General features: G+C 70.3%; 15 protein-coding genes. 7 read left to right on the top strand and 8 right to left on the bottom strand.

From position 1 onward, the window contains the following. Positions 1-135: 135 nt before the first annotated feature. The 4 genes from ctpC to AC5Y4H_RS15270 all read right to left on the bottom strand — a co-directional run bounded on the left by ctpC (position 136) and on the right by AC5Y4H_RS15270 (position 5190). Complete coding sequence (ctpC, locus tag AC5Y4H_RS15285) at positions 136-2367, bottom strand: manganese-exporting P-type ATPase CtpC (RefSeq protein ID WP_499983016.1); 2232 nt, start codon at positions 2365-2367, stop codon at positions 136-138. Positions 2368-2376: 9 nt separating this feature from the next. Continuing rightward, positions 2377-2658, bottom strand: coding sequence for a DUF1490 family protein (locus tag AC5Y4H_RS15280; RefSeq protein WP_067168307.1), 282 nt, complete (start codon positions 2656-2658; stop codon positions 2377-2379). Between the two features lie 324 nt (positions 2659-2982). Next, positions 2983-3711, bottom strand: coding sequence for a TIGR03089 family protein (locus tag AC5Y4H_RS15275; protein WP_499983015.1), 729 nt, complete (start codon positions 3709-3711; stop codon positions 2983-2985). 6 nt (positions 3712-3717) lie between these two features. Then, positions 3718-5190: an LCP family protein gene (locus tag AC5Y4H_RS15270; protein WP_499983014.1), complete on the bottom strand. Its 1473-nt coding sequence runs from the start codon at positions 5188-5190 to the stop codon at positions 3718-3720. Between the two features lie 98 nt (positions 5191-5288). On the opposite strand from AC5Y4H_RS15270, the gene rfbD reads away from it, so the two are divergent. The 3 genes from rfbD to manB are packed head-to-tail and all read left to right on the top strand — an operon-like array spanning position 5289 to position 8161. Next, entirely contained in the window at positions 5289-6200 is a 912-nt protein-coding gene (gene rfbD, locus AC5Y4H_RS15265) for a dTDP-4-dehydrorhamnose reductase (RefSeq protein ID WP_499983013.1), read from the top strand. After that, on the top strand, positions 6193-7083 hold the full coding sequence (locus AC5Y4H_RS15260) for a glycosyltransferase family 2 protein (protein ID WP_499983012.1): 891 nt from the start codon (positions 6193-6195) through the stop codon (positions 7081-7083). Before rfbD ends, AC5Y4H_RS15260 begins: the two co-directional genes overlap by 8 nt. A 1-nt stretch (position 7084) precedes the next feature. After that, entirely contained in the window at positions 7085-8161 is a 1077-nt protein-coding gene (gene manB / locus AC5Y4H_RS15255) for a mannose-1-phosphate guanylyltransferase (RefSeq protein ID WP_499983011.1), read from the top strand. A 64-nt stretch (positions 8162-8225) separates the two neighbouring features. Here the strand turns inward: manB and AC5Y4H_RS15250 are convergent, their stop codons facing one another. The 3 genes from AC5Y4H_RS15250 to cofD form a co-directional block, all read right to left on the bottom strand. Then, positions 8226-8765: an NUDIX hydrolase gene (locus tag AC5Y4H_RS15250; RefSeq protein WP_499983010.1), complete on the bottom strand. Its 540-nt coding sequence runs from the start codon at positions 8763-8765 to the stop codon at positions 8226-8228. A 96-nt stretch (positions 8766-8861) separates the two neighbouring features. Continuing rightward, the gene (locus tag AC5Y4H_RS15245) at positions 8862-10214 is read right to left on the bottom strand and encodes a coenzyme F420-0:L-glutamate ligase (RefSeq protein WP_499983009.1); all 1353 of its coding nucleotides are present in this window, start codon (positions 10212-10214) and stop codon (positions 8862-8864) included. 55 nt (positions 10215-10269) lie between these two features. Next, positions 10270-11283 carry a 2-phospho-L-lactate transferase gene (gene cofD / locus AC5Y4H_RS15240; protein WP_499983008.1) on the bottom strand — a complete coding sequence of 338 codons (1014 nt, stop codon included), beginning with the start codon at positions 11281-11283 and terminating at the stop codon, positions 10270-10272. A gap of 389 nt (positions 11284-11672) precedes the next feature. Between cofD and AC5Y4H_RS15235 the strand changes: the two genes are divergently transcribed. After that, the gene (locus tag AC5Y4H_RS15235; protein ID WP_499983007.1) at positions 11673-12011 is read left to right on the top strand and encodes a WhiB family transcriptional regulator; all 339 of its coding nucleotides are present in this window, start codon (positions 11673-11675) and stop codon (positions 12009-12011) included. Between the two features lie 64 nt (positions 12012-12075). Here the strand turns inward: AC5Y4H_RS15235 and AC5Y4H_RS15230 are convergent, their stop codons facing one another. Then, entirely contained in the window at positions 12076-12498 is a 423-nt protein-coding gene (locus AC5Y4H_RS15230) for a metallopeptidase family protein (RefSeq protein ID WP_499983052.1), read from the bottom strand. A gap of 188 nt (positions 12499-12686) precedes the next feature. On the opposite strand from AC5Y4H_RS15230, the gene AC5Y4H_RS15225 reads away from it, so the two are divergent. The 3 genes from AC5Y4H_RS15225 (at position 12687) to AC5Y4H_RS15215 (ending at position 15763) form a co-directional block, all read left to right on the top strand. Beyond that, positions 12687-13136 (top strand): DUF3499 domain-containing protein, encoded by a 450-nt coding sequence (locus AC5Y4H_RS15225; protein ID WP_499983006.1) that lies wholly within the window; start codon positions 12687-12689, stop codon positions 13134-13136. Positions 13137-13268: 132 nt separating this feature from the next. Beyond that, complete coding sequence (locus AC5Y4H_RS15220) at positions 13269-14666, top strand: phosphomannomutase/phosphoglucomutase (RefSeq protein WP_499983005.1); 1398 nt, start codon at positions 13269-13271, stop codon at positions 14664-14666. After that, complete coding sequence (locus AC5Y4H_RS15215) at positions 14663-15763, top strand: TobH protein (protein WP_499983004.1); 1101 nt, start codon at positions 14663-14665, stop codon at positions 15761-15763. The genes AC5Y4H_RS15220 and AC5Y4H_RS15215 overlap by 4 nt, the downstream gene beginning before the upstream one ends. The last annotated feature ends 4 nt before the right edge of the window (positions 15764-15767 follow it).

Below are 15767 nucleotides of genomic sequence, written 5' to 3'. Positions count from 1 at the left end.
CAACAATAACTACCGGCGCCGGGTGCCCGGGCGCGAGGTGCTCCGCGTTCCGTCACGGCCGGGCCGGCCATCGCCGGCGTCGCGGTCCGCCAGGGCGCGTGACCGGGCGCGGCGAGGAATGCGGCTGCCGGGCCTTCAGCCGGCGCGCTCGCCGTTCGCCGAGCCGCGCGGAGGGTCCAGCCGGTAGCGGATCAGCCGAGAACTGTTGGCCACCACGGCAACCGACGAGGCGTTGTGCAGGATCGCGGCCAGCACGGGGGACAGCGCCCCGCCCGCGCCGATGATCAGCCCGGCAGCGTTGACGGCGATGGACATGCCGTAGTTCTCCCGGATCACGTCGACCGCGCGGGCGCCCAGGTCGCGCACATCGAGCAGGCGATGGAGGTCGTCGTTGGCCAGCGCCACGTCGGCGGTCTCGACGGCGACATCGGTGCCGGCCAGCCCCATCGCGATCCCGATGTCGGCCGCGGCCAGCGCGGGGGCGTCGTTGATGCCGTCGCCCACCATGCCGACGGTGTAGCCCTGGTCCTGCAGGTCGCGCACCGCCGAGAGCTTGTCCTCCGGCATCACCTCGGCGCGCCACTCATCGATCCCGAGCTCACCGGCCACCACCTCGGCGATGTCGGGGTGATCACCGGTGAGCATGACAATTCGGTGGATACCGTTGGCGCGCAACTTTTTCAGAACGGCGGAGGCCTCCGGGCGCACCTCGTCGCGCAGGCTGATCAATCCCACCAGCTTGCCGTCGACCGCGAGCAGCAGCGGGGTTTCGGCCTGGCGACGCAGCCGTTCCACCCACTGCGAGGCCTTCTTGGACACCCGCACCTTTTCCGCGCGCAGCAGTCCAGGGCTGCCCAGCAGCAGGGTCCGGCCGTCGGCCCAGGTCCGCATGCCCAGGCCCACCAGGACCTCGCACTCCTCGTGCGGTGGGATGGTGATGTGGCGTTCCTCGGTGGACCGGATCACCGCCTCGGCCAGCGGGTGCCGGGAGTGGATCTCCGAACTGGCCGCATACGCCAGCACCTGCTCGGGCTGCCAATCTTTGTGCAGCGCAATAATGTTGGTGACCACCGGGCGGCCGACGGTCAGCGTGCCGGTCTTGTCGAACACGATGGCGTCCACCCGGCCGGCCTGCTCGAGGTGCGACCCGCCCTTGATCAGGATGCCGCGACGGGCGCCGTTGCCGATCGCCGCGCTGATCGCGGTGGGGGTGGCCAGGCCCACCGCGCACGGGCAGGCGATCAGCAGCATGGTCATCGCCCGGCGGACGTCACCGGTGACCGCGAGCGTGATGGCCGAGACGATGAACGAGGTGGGAACGAAACGGCGCGAGAAGTTTTCGCCGACGGTCTGGATCGGCGCACGGTCGTGCTGTGCCTCCTCGACCCGGGTGATGATGCGGCCGATGGTGGTCTGGTTGCCGACCGCGCTGGCCCGCACCACCAGGCGTCCGCGCACCACCACCGATCCGGCGTGCACGTGCGCGCCGACGACCACGCTGACCGGCAGGTTCTCCCCGGTGATCGCGGACTGGTTGACGATCGCCTCGCCGTCGACCACCTCGCCGTCGACCGGAATGGCGACGTGGTCGTGGACCACCACCTCGTCGCCGATCTGCACGGTGTCGATCGGCACCTGAACTTCTGTGCCGGCTTCGGGGCCGCCCGCTAGCCGGATCCAGGCCGTGTCCTGGCTGCCGCGCAGCAGTTCGGAGATGGCGCGCCGGGTGCGGCGCAACGTCAGATCTTGAAGGTACTCACCGATATTCAGCAGCCACAGCACGGTGAGCGCGACGACGTTCTCGCGCAGCACCAGGCTCGCCACCGTCGCCGCCGAGACCAGCGCGTCCGTGCCCGCCTTGCCGGAACGCAACGACCGCAGCGCGCCGCGCAGGAACGGATAGCCGGTGAAGACGGTGACGCCGGTGGCGAACAGCCGGCCGCTGGGTCCCAGCAGCGGCGGCCGCGCGAAGACGTAGCGGCGCACGCCGAGCAGGGCCAGCGCGGCACCGCCGACGACCATGCGCAGCACGTCGGCGTTGCGGATCTCCTCCGAATGCGGCGCGCGGACCGGGATCAGCTCGGCGGCGACGTGCAACGCATCGCCGATGGCGGCGAGCACCGCCGAGCGGTCGCAGCGCCGGGGCGAGTACCAGACGACCACCGATCCGGTGCGCGGGTAGGCGTGCACCACGCGCACGCCCTCGCACTTGGCGACGGCCTCTTCGACCGCGACGGCGCGCCGGGAGTTGGCCCGCACCCACCCGACGGCGACCCGCATACGCCCGGCGGCATCCGAAACGACTTGCAGCGCAAAGTCTTCGGTCCGCACCTCGTCTGCGATGTCCGGGACTAGGGCGAGGTCCATGTCGCCCGATCAGTGCTCGTGGTCGTGGGTGTCGGCGATCGACGGCGTGGGCGCCTCCTCGCCGATGCGCTCGCGGGCCTCGGCCATGACGTCGGCGAGCTTGAGGCGCGCCGACTCGGCGGCTTCCTCGGCCTTGCGGGTGCCGCGCAGTCCGAGCTCGGCCCCCTTGACCGCGGTCTCGTGCAACGGCGCTTTGGCCACGGCTTTGCGCGCCACCTCGTAGGCCGTCACGCCGACCAACCCGGTGACCACCGTGCCTGCTGCCTTCGCCAGGAGCCCGTACACCGCCATCGCCGCACCCTTTCTATCGTCTGGAGCGTTATGCCCATGTTCGGACGACGTTAACATCGAAATATAGCGATATCAATATGTGTTGTGGGGCCGGCTTGCGCCGGGCGCGTGTCTGGCTACGGTCGGAGGGTCAGCACCGGCAGAGGAGCCACCGTTGTCCGTCGATCCGCCCCCGTGGTCGGGGTTCCATCCGCCGCCGTATCCGGGTCAGCAGCCGCCCCGCCCACCCGCATTCGGTCCGCCGCCCGGATACGGATGGACGCCGCCGGTCAAGCCGCCACCCGGGAAGCATTGGTACGGCAGGTCCGCCGGGGCCGCAGGGCTTTACAGCACCCTGGTGACCTTTTCGGTCTCGATTCGGCGCTCTTGCCCGGCCGGGTCGGCGTTGGCCACCTGAACCAGCGAGGCGCCGACGGCCATGATCGCCAGCAGGCCGTCGACCAGCTCCGCGGGCCTGGACCACGACGCGCCGGACAGCACCCGGTCGCTCGACGTCAAACCCCTTGTCGCGGCCGAGCTTTGGCAATCGGCCAGCACCTGCTCGACCGATCGTCCGCCCAGCGGGGGCCCCGGGCGCGGTTCGGGAACGATCTGGTCGCCGTGCACCCGCACCGCGGTGGCGTAGTCCGTCACGCCGATCGGCAGCTCGGGTGCCGGGTGGCCGAACGGATCCAGCGAGAGCACCGCCACCTCGCCCCCCGAAACGGCGGCGTCGGCCTCGTCGAGGCGATCGGCCGTGCACAGCGCGATGTCCGAAGCCAAGTCGGCTGGGCCGCTCAGCACGGCCTCGGCGCCGATCCACCACACCCCGAACAGCACCGCCGCCGTCTGCCAGTGCGCGGGCAGCAGGATCGCCACCCGGCTGGACGGTCCGGCGCCCAACTCGTCGCGTAGCAGGTTGCCCGTCTTGGCGGCCCAGTTGGCCAGCGTCACACCGGACAGTTCGATGCGCTCGCCGGTGGCGTCGTCGTAGTAGGTGATGCGCGGGCCGACCGGATCCGCCCGCAGCATCGGATCGAGGATGGCCCCGCTCAGCGTGATCGGTTGTTGCACTGGTCGTTAGTTTATGCACTCCGGCTTGTCGGAGCCGGCGGTCAGGATCGGCGACGGCGCGGGAACCCTGGGATCGGTCGCCACCGCGCCGGCGGTGGACACCTTGGCCGGCATGACCGTCTCGCCGCCGGACAGGCCCGAGCCCGGACCGCTGTAGTCGTTGGCCAGCACCACGCGGACCGCACCCGGCGCCAGCGAGGTGTCGGCGACCACCGGCAACCCACCCAATTCCTTGGCGACCTCCTTGGCCCCCAGGTCGTCGCTCTTGGCGGCGCGCACCTGGCTGGCCTTGACGTGCCCGCCGTCGTTGTTGCCCACCGTGCCCGCGGCAAAGCCCTTGGCGCTCAACACGTCCGATACGGCCGCGGCCAGCCCGTTGATGTCGGTGTCGTTGACGACGCTGGCGGTGGTCTTCGCCGGTGTGTAGGCGATCTCCTCGGTCTTGCCCTGTTCCTGATCGTGCAGCAGGCCGCCCACCCAGTCGGCGACCTGATGCGGGTCCAGCCGCACCACGCTCTGCATGCCGTCGTCGCTCCAGCCGGCGCCGTCGAGCACCGGAATGGTGGCGAAGGCGACGTTGCCGCCGGCCAGCTTCTGCATCTGCTGCACGAAGTCCATGACGTCCCAACCGGCGGAGATCACCACCGAGCGCTGGACGGCGGCCTCCAGCCGCTTGACCGTGGTGGGGCTGGACAGGGTCTGGCCGGAGATGACCCGGTGGGCCAGCGAGGCCATCACCACCTGCTGGCGCACCACCCGGTCCAGGTCGCCGCGCGGCAGCTCGTGGCGCTGGCGCACGAAGCTGAGCGCCTCGGGGCCGCTGAGTCGCTGCGGGCCGGCCGGGAAGTCGGCACCCGAAAGTGGTTCGAACACCGGCTCCTTGAGGCACACGTCGACGCCGCCGAGGGCGTCGGTGATCAGCGAGAAGCCGAGCAGGCCGATCTCGGCGTAGTGGTCGACCGTGACGCCGGTGAGGTCGGCGACGGTCTTGATCAGCGCCTCGCGACCCGCCTCGGTGCCCTGGGCCGCGGCCTCGGTAGCCGACGCGCCGGCCTTGACCAGGGCGGTGCGCTTGGCCTCCCGGGTCTGGCCGTAGACGCCGTTGATCTTGGTCTTGCCCAGGCCCGGGGCGGCGACGTAGGAGTCGCGTGGGATCGAGATCGCGGTGGCCGACTTCCCGTTGTTGGGGATGCGGATCAGGATGATCGTGTCGGTGTTGGTGGCTTCCTCGTCGCCGGCCTTCAGCGCGTCCAATTCCTCCTGCGACAGGGGATTGCCATGTGCGTCGGTGCGGCTGTCCATGCCGACCAACAGGATGTCGATCGCGCCGTCGTCGCCGCCCTTGCCCAGCGAGGGCGCGGACATGTGGAAGATGCCGTCTTCGAAGGACCGGACGTTGCTCCAGGCGATCCCGGTGCCGACGACGACCGCGAGCGTCAGCGCGGTGGCAATCACACGAACCACACGTTGCACAGGCATCCCACTACATTACTTGCGACACAGGGGCTTCACTGGTAGCCGGCACCCGCGTGCCCCGGGCTTGGTTGCGCCTCGTTGGGCCATGCCAGACTCGAACCATGTCAGGCAGGATCGTCATCGCCGGTGCCGGTGGCCAGCTTGGCGGCTATTTGACCTCGCTCACGGCGGGTCAGGTCCGTGACGTGCTGGCGCTGACGTCGTCGCAGTGGGATATCACCGATCCCGCGGCTGCCGAGCGGATCGTGCAGCGCGGGGACGTGGTGATCAACTGTGCGGCCTACACCGACGTAGACGGCGCGGAAACCGACGAGGCCCGCGCGTTCGCGGTCAACGAGGCCGGGCCCGGGCACATCGCGCGCGCCTGCGCGCGGGTCGGCGCGCAACTGATCCACGTCTCCACCGACTACGTGTTCAACGGCGACTTCGGCGGCGCGGCGCCGCGGCCCTACGAGCCCACCGACCAAACCGCGCCGCAGAGTGTGTATGCGCGCAGCAAGGTTGCGGGGGAGCGGGCGGTGTTCGCGGCGCTGCCCGAGCCCTCCCAAGGCGTGGTCGTCCGCACCGCCTGGGTCTATACCGGGGGCACGGGCAAGGACTTCGTCGCCGTCATGCGCCGATTGGCCGCCAGGGACGGGCCGGTGGACGTGGTCGACGACCAGACCGGCTCGCCGACCTACGTCGGCGACCTGGCCGTCGCGCTGCTGCAGATCGTCGACGATCGCACGCCCGGCCCGATCCTGCACGCCGCCAACGAGGGCGCGTGCTCGCGGTTCGATCAGGCCCGCGCCGTGTTCGAAGAATGCGGCGCCGACCCGCAGCGGGTGCGGCCCGTCACCACCGATCGCTTTCCGCGCCCCGCCCCCCGACCGGTCTACTCCGCGTTGTCCAGCGGCCAGTCCGTCGCGGCCGGGATGCGGCCCCTGCGGCCGTGGCGCGCTGCGCTTGCCGCGGCGCTCGCCGCCGATAGCGGTGCCGCGACCGATCGACCGTTACCCTCTACGCGTGACTGACGTCCTGCCGGTCGTGACCGTGACCTACTCACCGGGTCCGCATCTGGAACGCTTCCTGGCTTCCCTGTCGCTGGCCACGGAGCGAGAGGTGTGCGTGCTGCTGGCCGACAACGGCTCCACCGACGGCACCCCGGAGGCGGCCGTCGACCGCTATCCCAACGTGCGGCTGTTCCACACGGGAGCCAACCTTGGGTACGGGACCGCCGTGAATCGCGCCGTCGCACAGCTGGACCCCCACGACGACTGGGTGATCATCGCCAACCCGGACGTGCAGTGGGGCCCGGGCAGCATCGACGAACTGCTGGACGCCGCGTCGCGCTGGCCGCGGGCCGGCGCCCTGGGCCCGCTGGTCCGCGATCCGGACGGGTCGGTGTATCCGTCGGCGCGGCACCTACCCAGCCTGATCCGCGGTGGCATGCACGCCGTCGTCGGGCCGTTCTGGAAGAGGAACCCGTGGTCGGCGGCGTACCGCCAGGAGCGGCTGGAGCCCAGCGAGCGGCCGGTGGGCTGGCTGTCGGGGTCGTGCCTGCTGGTGCGGCGTTCGGCGTTCGGCCAGATCGGCGGGTTCGACGAGCGCTACTTCATGTACATGGAAGACGTCGATCTGGGCGACCGCCTCGGCAAGGCCGGCTGGCTGTCGGTGTACGTGCCGTCGGCGGAGGTGCTGCATCACAAGGGCCACTCCACCGGCTCGGACCCGGCCAGCCACCTGGCCGCGCACCACAAGAGCACGTATATGTTTCTGGCCGACCGGCATTCCGGCTGGTTGCGCGCTCCGCTGCGCTGGACGCTGCGCGCCTCGCTGGTGGTGCGTTCGCGCCTGATGGTGCGCAGTGCTCAGCGCGCCGCCGGGCGGCGGAAACTCCTAGAAGGGCGACACTGAGGTGGGAACTCCAGAAGTCGATGTGGTGATCCTGGTCGGCGGCAAGGGCACCCGGCTGCGGCCGCTGACGCTCTCGGCGCCCAAGCCGATGCTGCCCACCGCCGGGCTGCCGTTCCTCACGCATCTGCTCTCGCGGGTCGCCGCGGCGGGCATCGACCACGTCATCCTGAGCACGTCGTATCAGGCCGCGGTGTTCGAGGCCGAGTTCGGCGACGGGTCCAAGCTGGGTTTGCAGATCGAATACGTCACCGAGGAGCGGCCCCTGGGCACCGGCGGCGGCATCGCGAACGTTGCCGGCCATCTGCGGCATGACACCGCGATGGTGTTCAACGGCGACGTGCTTTCCGGAGCCGACCTGGGCCAGATGCTCGACTTCCACACGGCTGAAGAATCCGATGTCACGCTGCACCTGGTCCGGGTGGGCGACCCGCGGGCGTTCGGCTGCGTGACCACCGAGGAGGGGCGCGTCACCGGCTTCCTGGAAAAGACCCAGGACCCGCCGACCGACCAGATCAACGCCGGGTGCTACATCTTCTCGCGCCAGATGATCGACCGGATTCCGCGCGGCCGGGAGGTCTCGGTGGAACGTGAGGTGTTCCCGGCACTGCTCGCCGATCCCGGCGTGAAGGTCTGCGGCTACGTCGACGCCAGCTACTGGCGCGACATGGGCACCCCGGAGGACTTCGTCCGTGGCTCGGCGGATCTGGTGCGCGGCATCGCCCCGTCGCCCGCGCTGCATGGCCACCGTGGCGAGCAGTTGGTGCACGACGGCGCGGCGGTGTCGCCCGGCGCGGTGCTGATCGGCGGCACGGTCGTCGGGCGGGGAGCCGAGATCGGCCCCGGCGTCCGGCTGGACGGCGCGGTGATCTTCGACGGCGTCAAGGTCGAGGCCGGCAGCGTGATCGAGCGTTCGATCATCGGCTTCGGCGCGCGCATCGGCCCCCGGGCGTTGATCCGCGACGGCGTGATCGGCGACGGCGCCGACATCGGAGCGCGCTGCGAGTTGTTGCGCGGCGCCCGGGTGTGGCCCGGTGTGTCGATTCCCGACGGCGGGATCCGCTACTCGTCCGACGTCTGAGGCCCTCACTTTTCCCTTGAGCGTGAAGCTAGGTTCACGCTCGAGGCCGAACGTGTAGCTAGCTTCACATTCGTCGCGTCGCGCGCGACACCAGGTAGGCGAGTGCGTGGTCCGTCCCCTCGGGCAAGGCGTCGGCGGGCCACCACCGCAAGTCGTCCGACTCGTCGCTGATGGCGATCTGCGCGCCGGCGGGAGCGTGCGCGACGAACTGCAAATCGAGATGGCGGGTCGGTACGCCCAGCGAGCAGGTCACCGGGTGCACGTGCAGCGCGGCCAGGCGCGGTTCGATGCGTAGGGCGCCGATGCCGGACTCCTCGGTGGCCTCGCGCAGCGCGGCGGCAAGGACGTCGGTGTCCTCGTCGTCGCAGTGGCCGCCCAGCTGCACCCACCGGCCGAGGCGGGGATGCAAGGTCAGCAGCACCTGGCTGCCCGAATGGTCCACCACCAGCGCCGACGCGGTCACGTGGCCTGGCACGCACTCGCGCCGGCACGCATCGCTGCGGGCGTTCACGAACGCCAGCACGGCGTGGCGCAACGAATCCTGGGCCGGGTCGGGCGGCTCCCAATTCGACAGTATCGCGATCGCCGACTCCCGAACGCTCATCGTGACCCTCGCCGGTTCCGCCGATCCCGCGACGACGCCCAGGCGTTGCCGGTCAGCCGCGGCGCAAGGTGGATCTGGCCCTTCATGGGCTCAGTATTACTTGCGGATCAGCCGATCACCGGCGTCCGCCGGATCGCGCGGCCCGGCCGGGTCGGCGGCGTAGCCGATGGCGATGGCGCCCAGCGGCTCCCAATCGGCGGGCAGCCCGAGCTCGGCGCGCACCAGGTCGGCGGCGAAGATCGTCGAGCCGATCCAGCAGCTGCCCAGCCCGCGCACCGCCAGCGCGACCAGCAGGGCCTGCACGGCCGCGCCGACGGCCACGGTGAACATGGTGTGCTCGGCGTCGGTGCGGGCGGCGTCGGGATAAAAGTGGGCGCCGTCGGGCACCATGAACGGGACGACGACTTCTGGCGCGTCGTAGAGAATCTGGCCGCGCGCCACCCGGCGGTCGATCGAGTCGGCGGGCCGCCCGTCACCGGCGAGGTCGGCGCGCCACTTGTCCTGCATGCGATCCAGCAGCCGGGTCCGGGCGGCCGGCGTCTGCAGCCAGACGAACCGCACCGGGCGGGTGTGGTGCGGAGCCGGCGCGGTCAGCGCTTCGGCGACGGCGGCTTCCACCAGGTCTGGCGGCACCGGCTCGGCGCTGAACCGGCGCACCGATCGGCGCAGCAGCTGCGCCTCGAGGCGGCCGGCCTCGAGGGCTTCGGCGGTGCCGAGCCAGAACAGGTCTTCGGGGCCCGGCCGCAACAACTGCCGCGCCGTTGAGCCGTCGTCGGTCACGGACATGCCGCGCACCACCGCCACCGGCATCGCGGTCAGTTTGCCCTTGACCAGATCGGCGGCCGCGGCGATCTCGTCGGCCACCGCCACCTCGGTGACCAGCAGCTCGTTGCCGTGCCGATCGACCGCCCCCGAATAGCCGTGCAGCACAGCCAGACCCGCGGCACCCACGGCCGCGTCGGTCTGCCCGTTGCGCCAGGCGCGGCCCATGGTGTCCGTGATGACCACGGCGACCTCGACACCGAGCCGCTCACGCAGCGCGGCCCGCAGCGCCGCGGCGCTGCCGTCCGGGTCGACCGGCAGCAGTGCCAGTTCGTCGCTGCCGACATTGGATCCGTCGACGCCCGCGGCGGCCTGCACCAGGCCGATCCGGTTCTCGGTGATCAGGGTTCGGCCCTTGCGGGCCAGCACCCGGACGGCTTCGTCGTCGACCAGCTTGCGCCTCAGCCGGTCGCGCTCCTCGGGATCCTGCGGCGCCGGCACCAGCCGGCCCTCGCATTTGGACACCGCCTTGCTGGTGACGACGACGACGTCGCCGTCGCGCAGCCATGGCGCCGCCGCGGCGACGGCCGCGCCCAGATCGTCGCCGGGCCGGAATTCGGGCAACCCGGCGACGGGCAGGATTTCGATGGCGGCGGCGGTGCCGTGCTCGCGGGGCGCCGAAGTCATCGGCGCCGCTCCTTCGCATCGCGTCGTTCCCCGCAAGCCACTGCGTCGTCGCGCATCACGGCGTCACCCCCGCCAGGTCGAGCCCGGCCCTGACCATCTCGGCGGTCGCCTTCGGGTCGGTCATCACCAGCGGCACCGAGCGCACCGCGATGCCGTCGATGCCGCCTTCGAATCCGGCCCCGTCACCTTCGCTGACCAGCCAGCCGTCCAAGATGCCGGTGTCCCGCCGCGCGCCGTAGTGCCGGGCGACCGCCTCGGCCGTGGATTCGACCCCGATCACCGACAGGCAGGCATCGGCCATGCCGCGCAAAGGCTTTCCACCGATGATCGGCGAGTAGCCGACGATCGGTGCCTTCGCGGCGCGCAGCGCGCCGCGAATGCCGGGGACGGCCAGGATGGCGCCGACACTCACCACCGGGTTCGAGGGCGCCAGCAGGATGACGTCGGCGTCGGCGATGGCCGCGGTGGCATCAATTGTGGCGGCCGCCTTTTCGGCGCCGACGAACGCGAAGCTGTGCGTGGGCACCTGGGCCCGGTAGCGCACCCACCACTCCTGGAAGTGAATGGCCCGCCGGCTGCCGTCGTCGGGATCGGTTATCACCACGTGGGTCTCGCACCGGTCATCACTGGCGGGCAACAGCCGCGCGCCGGGTTGCCAGCGGTCGCACAGTGCGGTGGTGATCTGCGACAGGGGGTAGCCGGCGTTGAGCATTTGGGTGCGCACCAGGTGGGTGCCCAGGTCACGGTCGCCGAGCCCGAACCAGTCCGGCTGCACCCCGTAGCGCGCCAATTCCTCTTTGGCGTGCCAGGTTTCGTCGCGGTGCCCCCACCCTCGCTCCGGATCTACACCTCCACCTAAGGTGTACATGCAGGTGTCCAAATCGGGGCAGATTCGCAGTCCGTGGATCCAGGCGTCATCGCCGATGTTGACGATCGCCGTCAGCTCGTGACTGTTGGCTTCCGTGTCCTGGCGCCGTTGCGTTTGAAATTGACCGAGCCCGAACAGCTGTTGAACCCCCAGCAGGAAGCGGGCGCCGCCAACCCCACCGACCAGAACGGTGACCTTCACATTGCACGACAGTACTGCCCGGCGGCAGCGCCGCGGCGGGCCCATCGGGGGAGCCTCAAAGTTGCGGTTCCCCACCGGTTGTGGGCAACTTCTGGGGAAGTTGAGGGCATTGTGATCGACACGCCGAAGGCCCGAAACAACAGAAACGCCGAAATTCGATCACGAGATGGTATGGAAATGCGCCGAAGTGCTTGACCCGGCAGATCAACCCGTGTCTAATCACAACAGTGTCATTTCCCGGTTGGCCGGCCGACTCCGGTGTCGCAGACCGAGATTCGATCACTTGTTCGAATTGTCTGTACATCAGAACAGTGGGAAACCAATCACACTCTCTCAATCAAGCTGAGGAGGCGGACGACCGTATGTCTTACGAAACTTTTCAAGGCGCAATGGCGAGCACGCCGCACACCGACATCGACCCGGCACTGGACCGCCCCGCTCGGCCGCATTTGACCGTGGTTCCTGATGCCCCAATCGCATTCGAGCCCGAGCCCATGCCGGAGCCGGTCGCCGACCAATGGCAGGACCGCGCGCTGTGCGCCCAGACCGACCCCGAGGCCTTCTTCCCGGAAAAGGGTGGCTCCACCCGCGAGGCCAAGAAGATCTGCCTGGGCTGCGAGGTGCGGCATGAGTGCCTCGAGTACGCCCTCGAGCACGACGAGCGCTTCGGCATCTGGGGCGGCTTGTCCGAACGCGAGCGCCGCCGCCTCAAGCGCGGCATCATCTGACGCACGCTGATCACACCGCGCGCTGAGCGTTAAGCCTCCAGCGCTCAACGCGCGACCGGAGAAGTTATTCGTCGTCGATCGTCGGATCGATCACCGACGGCTCAACGTCGAGGTAGATCGCGACCTGGGCCACCAGTATTTCGTGCAGCAGGTCGCCGAGCTCGACGGTGTCTTTGGCTCGTCGCTCAATTGGCTTGCGGAACAACACAATTCGCGCCCGCGTTGAGTTGCCGCGGATGTCGACGCCGGCCGGGATCAACCGTGCCAGCGGGATCGGCCCATCGGCGATCACCTCGGGTGGCCACTGCACACTCTCGGGATCCTTGGCCGAGATTCGGGGAATCTCGTCGACGGCCACGTCGAGTTCGGCCAGCCGATCCCGCCAACTTCGCTCGATGGGTTCGTAGGCCTCCAGCACCGCCATGTCGAATCGCTCGGCGCGGGTGCGCCACCCCGGCGCGGTCGGGGGCAATAGCGGGCCGCGCATGTCGCGGCCCCTGCGAAAGAGTCGGTGGGCCCCGGCCCGGCGCGGAGCCGATCCGTCGGAGAACCGATCACCTCGCGGGGAGCTGCGCGAATCACCCACGCGCCGATGGTAACGGTTGCACATCGAGGGCCGAGGAGTTGCGCGTGTCCGGCGCTTCGGCGACGTTTGCGCACGATAGCCTTTCGATCGTGAACGTTCCCCGTCGCTGTTGCCGGCCCGGGTGCCCGCACTACGCCGTGGCGACCCTGACGTTCGTCTATTCGGACTCGACGGCAGTCGTCGGTCCGTTGGCGACCGCGCGGGAACCGCATTCCTGGGATTTGTGCGTCAACCATGCCGGCCGGATCACCGCACCCCGTGGGTGGGAGCTGATGCGCCATGCCGGGCCCCTCCTCTCTGAGCCCGCCCACCCCGACGAGGACGACTTGGTCGCCCTGGCCGACGCGGTGCGCGAGCGCGGCGATCGCGGCGTTCCGTACGCCGGCGTCGCGACGCCGGTGAACGGCTTCGCCGACGCGCACATCCATCACGGCGGATCCCAGGCCACCGCGCCCAGCAGCAGCGTGCTGGCACCGCCCGAGCATCGCTCCGGACGGCGCCGCGGACATTTGCGCGTCTTGCCCGATCCCACCGACTAGCCCCATGGTGGCGACCCGCCACGGAGCGCGGTCCTGACCGGCGGGACGCGAAATCCGCACGCACCGCCGGGGCTCCAGTTCTCCGTGGCCCGATAGGCTGACGCCAAGAGTTCACGTCGTCAGGAGTCCCGCATGTCTCGGCCCGCCGCGACTGTCCACCGCGTCGTCAAGGCTTACGACGTGCGTGGGCTAGTCGGCGAAGAGCTCGACCAGCCGCTGGTCACCGATCTCGGCGCAGGTTTCGCCAAACTCATGCGCGGCGAGGGCGCGCGCCGGGTCGTGATCGGCCATGACATGCGGGACAGTTCGCCCACGCTGGCCGCCGCGTTCGCCGCCGGGGTGAGGAGCCAGGGACTGGACGTGGTGCGCATCGGCTTGGCGTCCACCGATCAGCTCTACTTCGCCTCCGGAATGCTGGACTGCCCGGGCGCCATGTTCACCGCGAGCCACAACCCGGCCGCCTACAACGGCATCAAGCTGTGCCGGGCGGGGGCCAAACCGGTCGGCGCCGAGACCGGGCTGCGGCTGGTCGCCGATGACGTGATCGCCGGCGTCGACCCCTACGAGGGGGAACCTGGAGACGTGAGCGAGCGCGACGTGCTGGCCGACTACGGTCAGTTCCTGCGGTCGCTGGTGGACACCTCCGGGCTGCGCCCACTGCGGGTGGCCGTGGACGCCGGCAACGGCATGGCCGGTCTGACCACGCCCGCCGTGCTCGGCCCGATCGGGTCGATCACGTTGGAGGCGTTGTACTTCGAGCTCGACGGCTCATTTCCCCATCACGAAGCCAACCCGCTCGACCCCGCCAACCTGGTGGACCTGCAGGCATTCGTGCGCGAGACCGGCGCCGACATCGGGCTGGCCTTCGACGGCGACGCCGATCGCTGCTTCGTCGTCGACGAACGCGGCAACCCCGTCTCGCCGTCGACGGTGACCAGCCTGGTGGCCACGCGTGAATTGAGCCGCGAGATCGGCGCGACGATCATCCATAACGTGATCACCTCGCGCGCGGTGCCCGAACTTGTCGCCGAGCGCGGCGGCACACCACTGCGGTCCCGGGTCGGGCACTCCTATATCAAGGCGTTAATGGCCGACACCGGCGCGATTTTCGGCGGCGAGCATTCGGCGCACTACTACTTCCGCGACTTCTGGGGTGCCGACTCCGGGATGCTGGCTGCGCTCCACGTGCTGGTCGCCCTCGGCGAGCAGGACCGCCCGCTGTCCGAGCTGACCGCGGACTATCAGCGGTACGAATCGTCCGGCGAAATCAACTTCACCGTCGCCGACGCCGGGCGATGCACGGAAGCGGTACTGAAGTCGTTCGGTACGCGGATTCACTCCCTCGATCACGTGGACGGGGTGACGGCCGACCTGGGCGACGGCAGCTGGTTCAACCTGCGCAGCTCCAATACCGAGCCATTGCTGCGGCTGAACGTCGAGGCGCGCACGGTCGAGGACGTTGCCGCGGTCGTCGACCAGATCAGTTCCGAAATCACCGCGGCCTCGGCGGCCGTGAAGGCCGCGCCGTGAACGCCACCCGGGCGGTCGATCTCGAGGACACCGATGGCCTGCTGGCCGCCGACCGCGACGGCCTGCTGCGCGCCGCCTCGTCGGCCGGTGCCCAGGTGCGTGCGGTCGCCGCGGCTGTCGAGGAGGGGGCGCTGCGGCCGCTGGGCGCCGACGACCGTCCGCGCAGCGTCATCTGGGTCGCCGGGCGCGGCACCGCCGAGACCGCCGGGACGATGCTGGCCGCGACCATGGGTGGAACCGCTTCCCAACCCTTCACCCTTGCCGACGAGGCACCGCCGTGGGTGGGTCCGCTCGATGTGCTGGTCGTCGCGGGCGGCGATCCGGGTGATCCCGCGCTGGTCGCTGCGGCCGCCACCGGGTTGCGCCGGGGCGCCCGGGTGGTCGTGGCGGCGCCCTACGAGGGCCCGTTGCGGGATGCCACCGCCGGGGGCGCCGCGGTGCTGTCGCCCCGGCTCTGGGTTCCTGACGAGTTCGGACTGTGCCGGTACCTTGCCGCCGGGCTCGCCCTGCTGCACGCCGTGGACCCCCGACCCAAGGTCGACCTGGCGCTGCTCGCCGACGAGTTGGACGCCGAGGCGCTGCGTAACAGCGCCGCCCGCGAGCTGTTCACCAACCCGGCCAAACTGCTCGCCGCGCGGATCGCCGAGCGTCAGGTGGTGTTGGCCGGCGACGGCGCCGCGACGCTGGCGTTGGCCCGGCACGGCAGCTCGGTGCTGCTGCGGGTCGCGAACCAGGTGACTCCGGCTGCCGGGCTGGCGGACGCGGTGGTCGCCTTGCGCGCCGGGGCATCGGCGGGCTTCGAGGACCCGGACGCCGCACTGTTCCACGACGAAGAGATCGACGGACCCTTGCCGCAGCGGTTGCGTGTGCTGGCCGTCGTCCTGGCATCCGAGCAGACGGGTGTCGCTGCGCGGACCGCCGGGCTCGACGACGTGTACCTGCTCGCTGCCGAGGACGTGCCCGACGGGCCCGGCGGCTCGGCCGGCTACGGCGTTTCGCCGGCGCTGGGGGGCCCCGGTTTCCCCGAGCAGCAACTGGCAGTATTGGCCGTCCGGCTGGAAATGGCCGCGGTTTATATGCGACTGGTGCGGGGATAGATAC

The sequence above is a fragment of the Mycobacterium sp. NGS58 genome, assembly GCF_059812385.1.
This window is presented reverse-complemented; position numbering and strand designations above follow the sequence as displayed.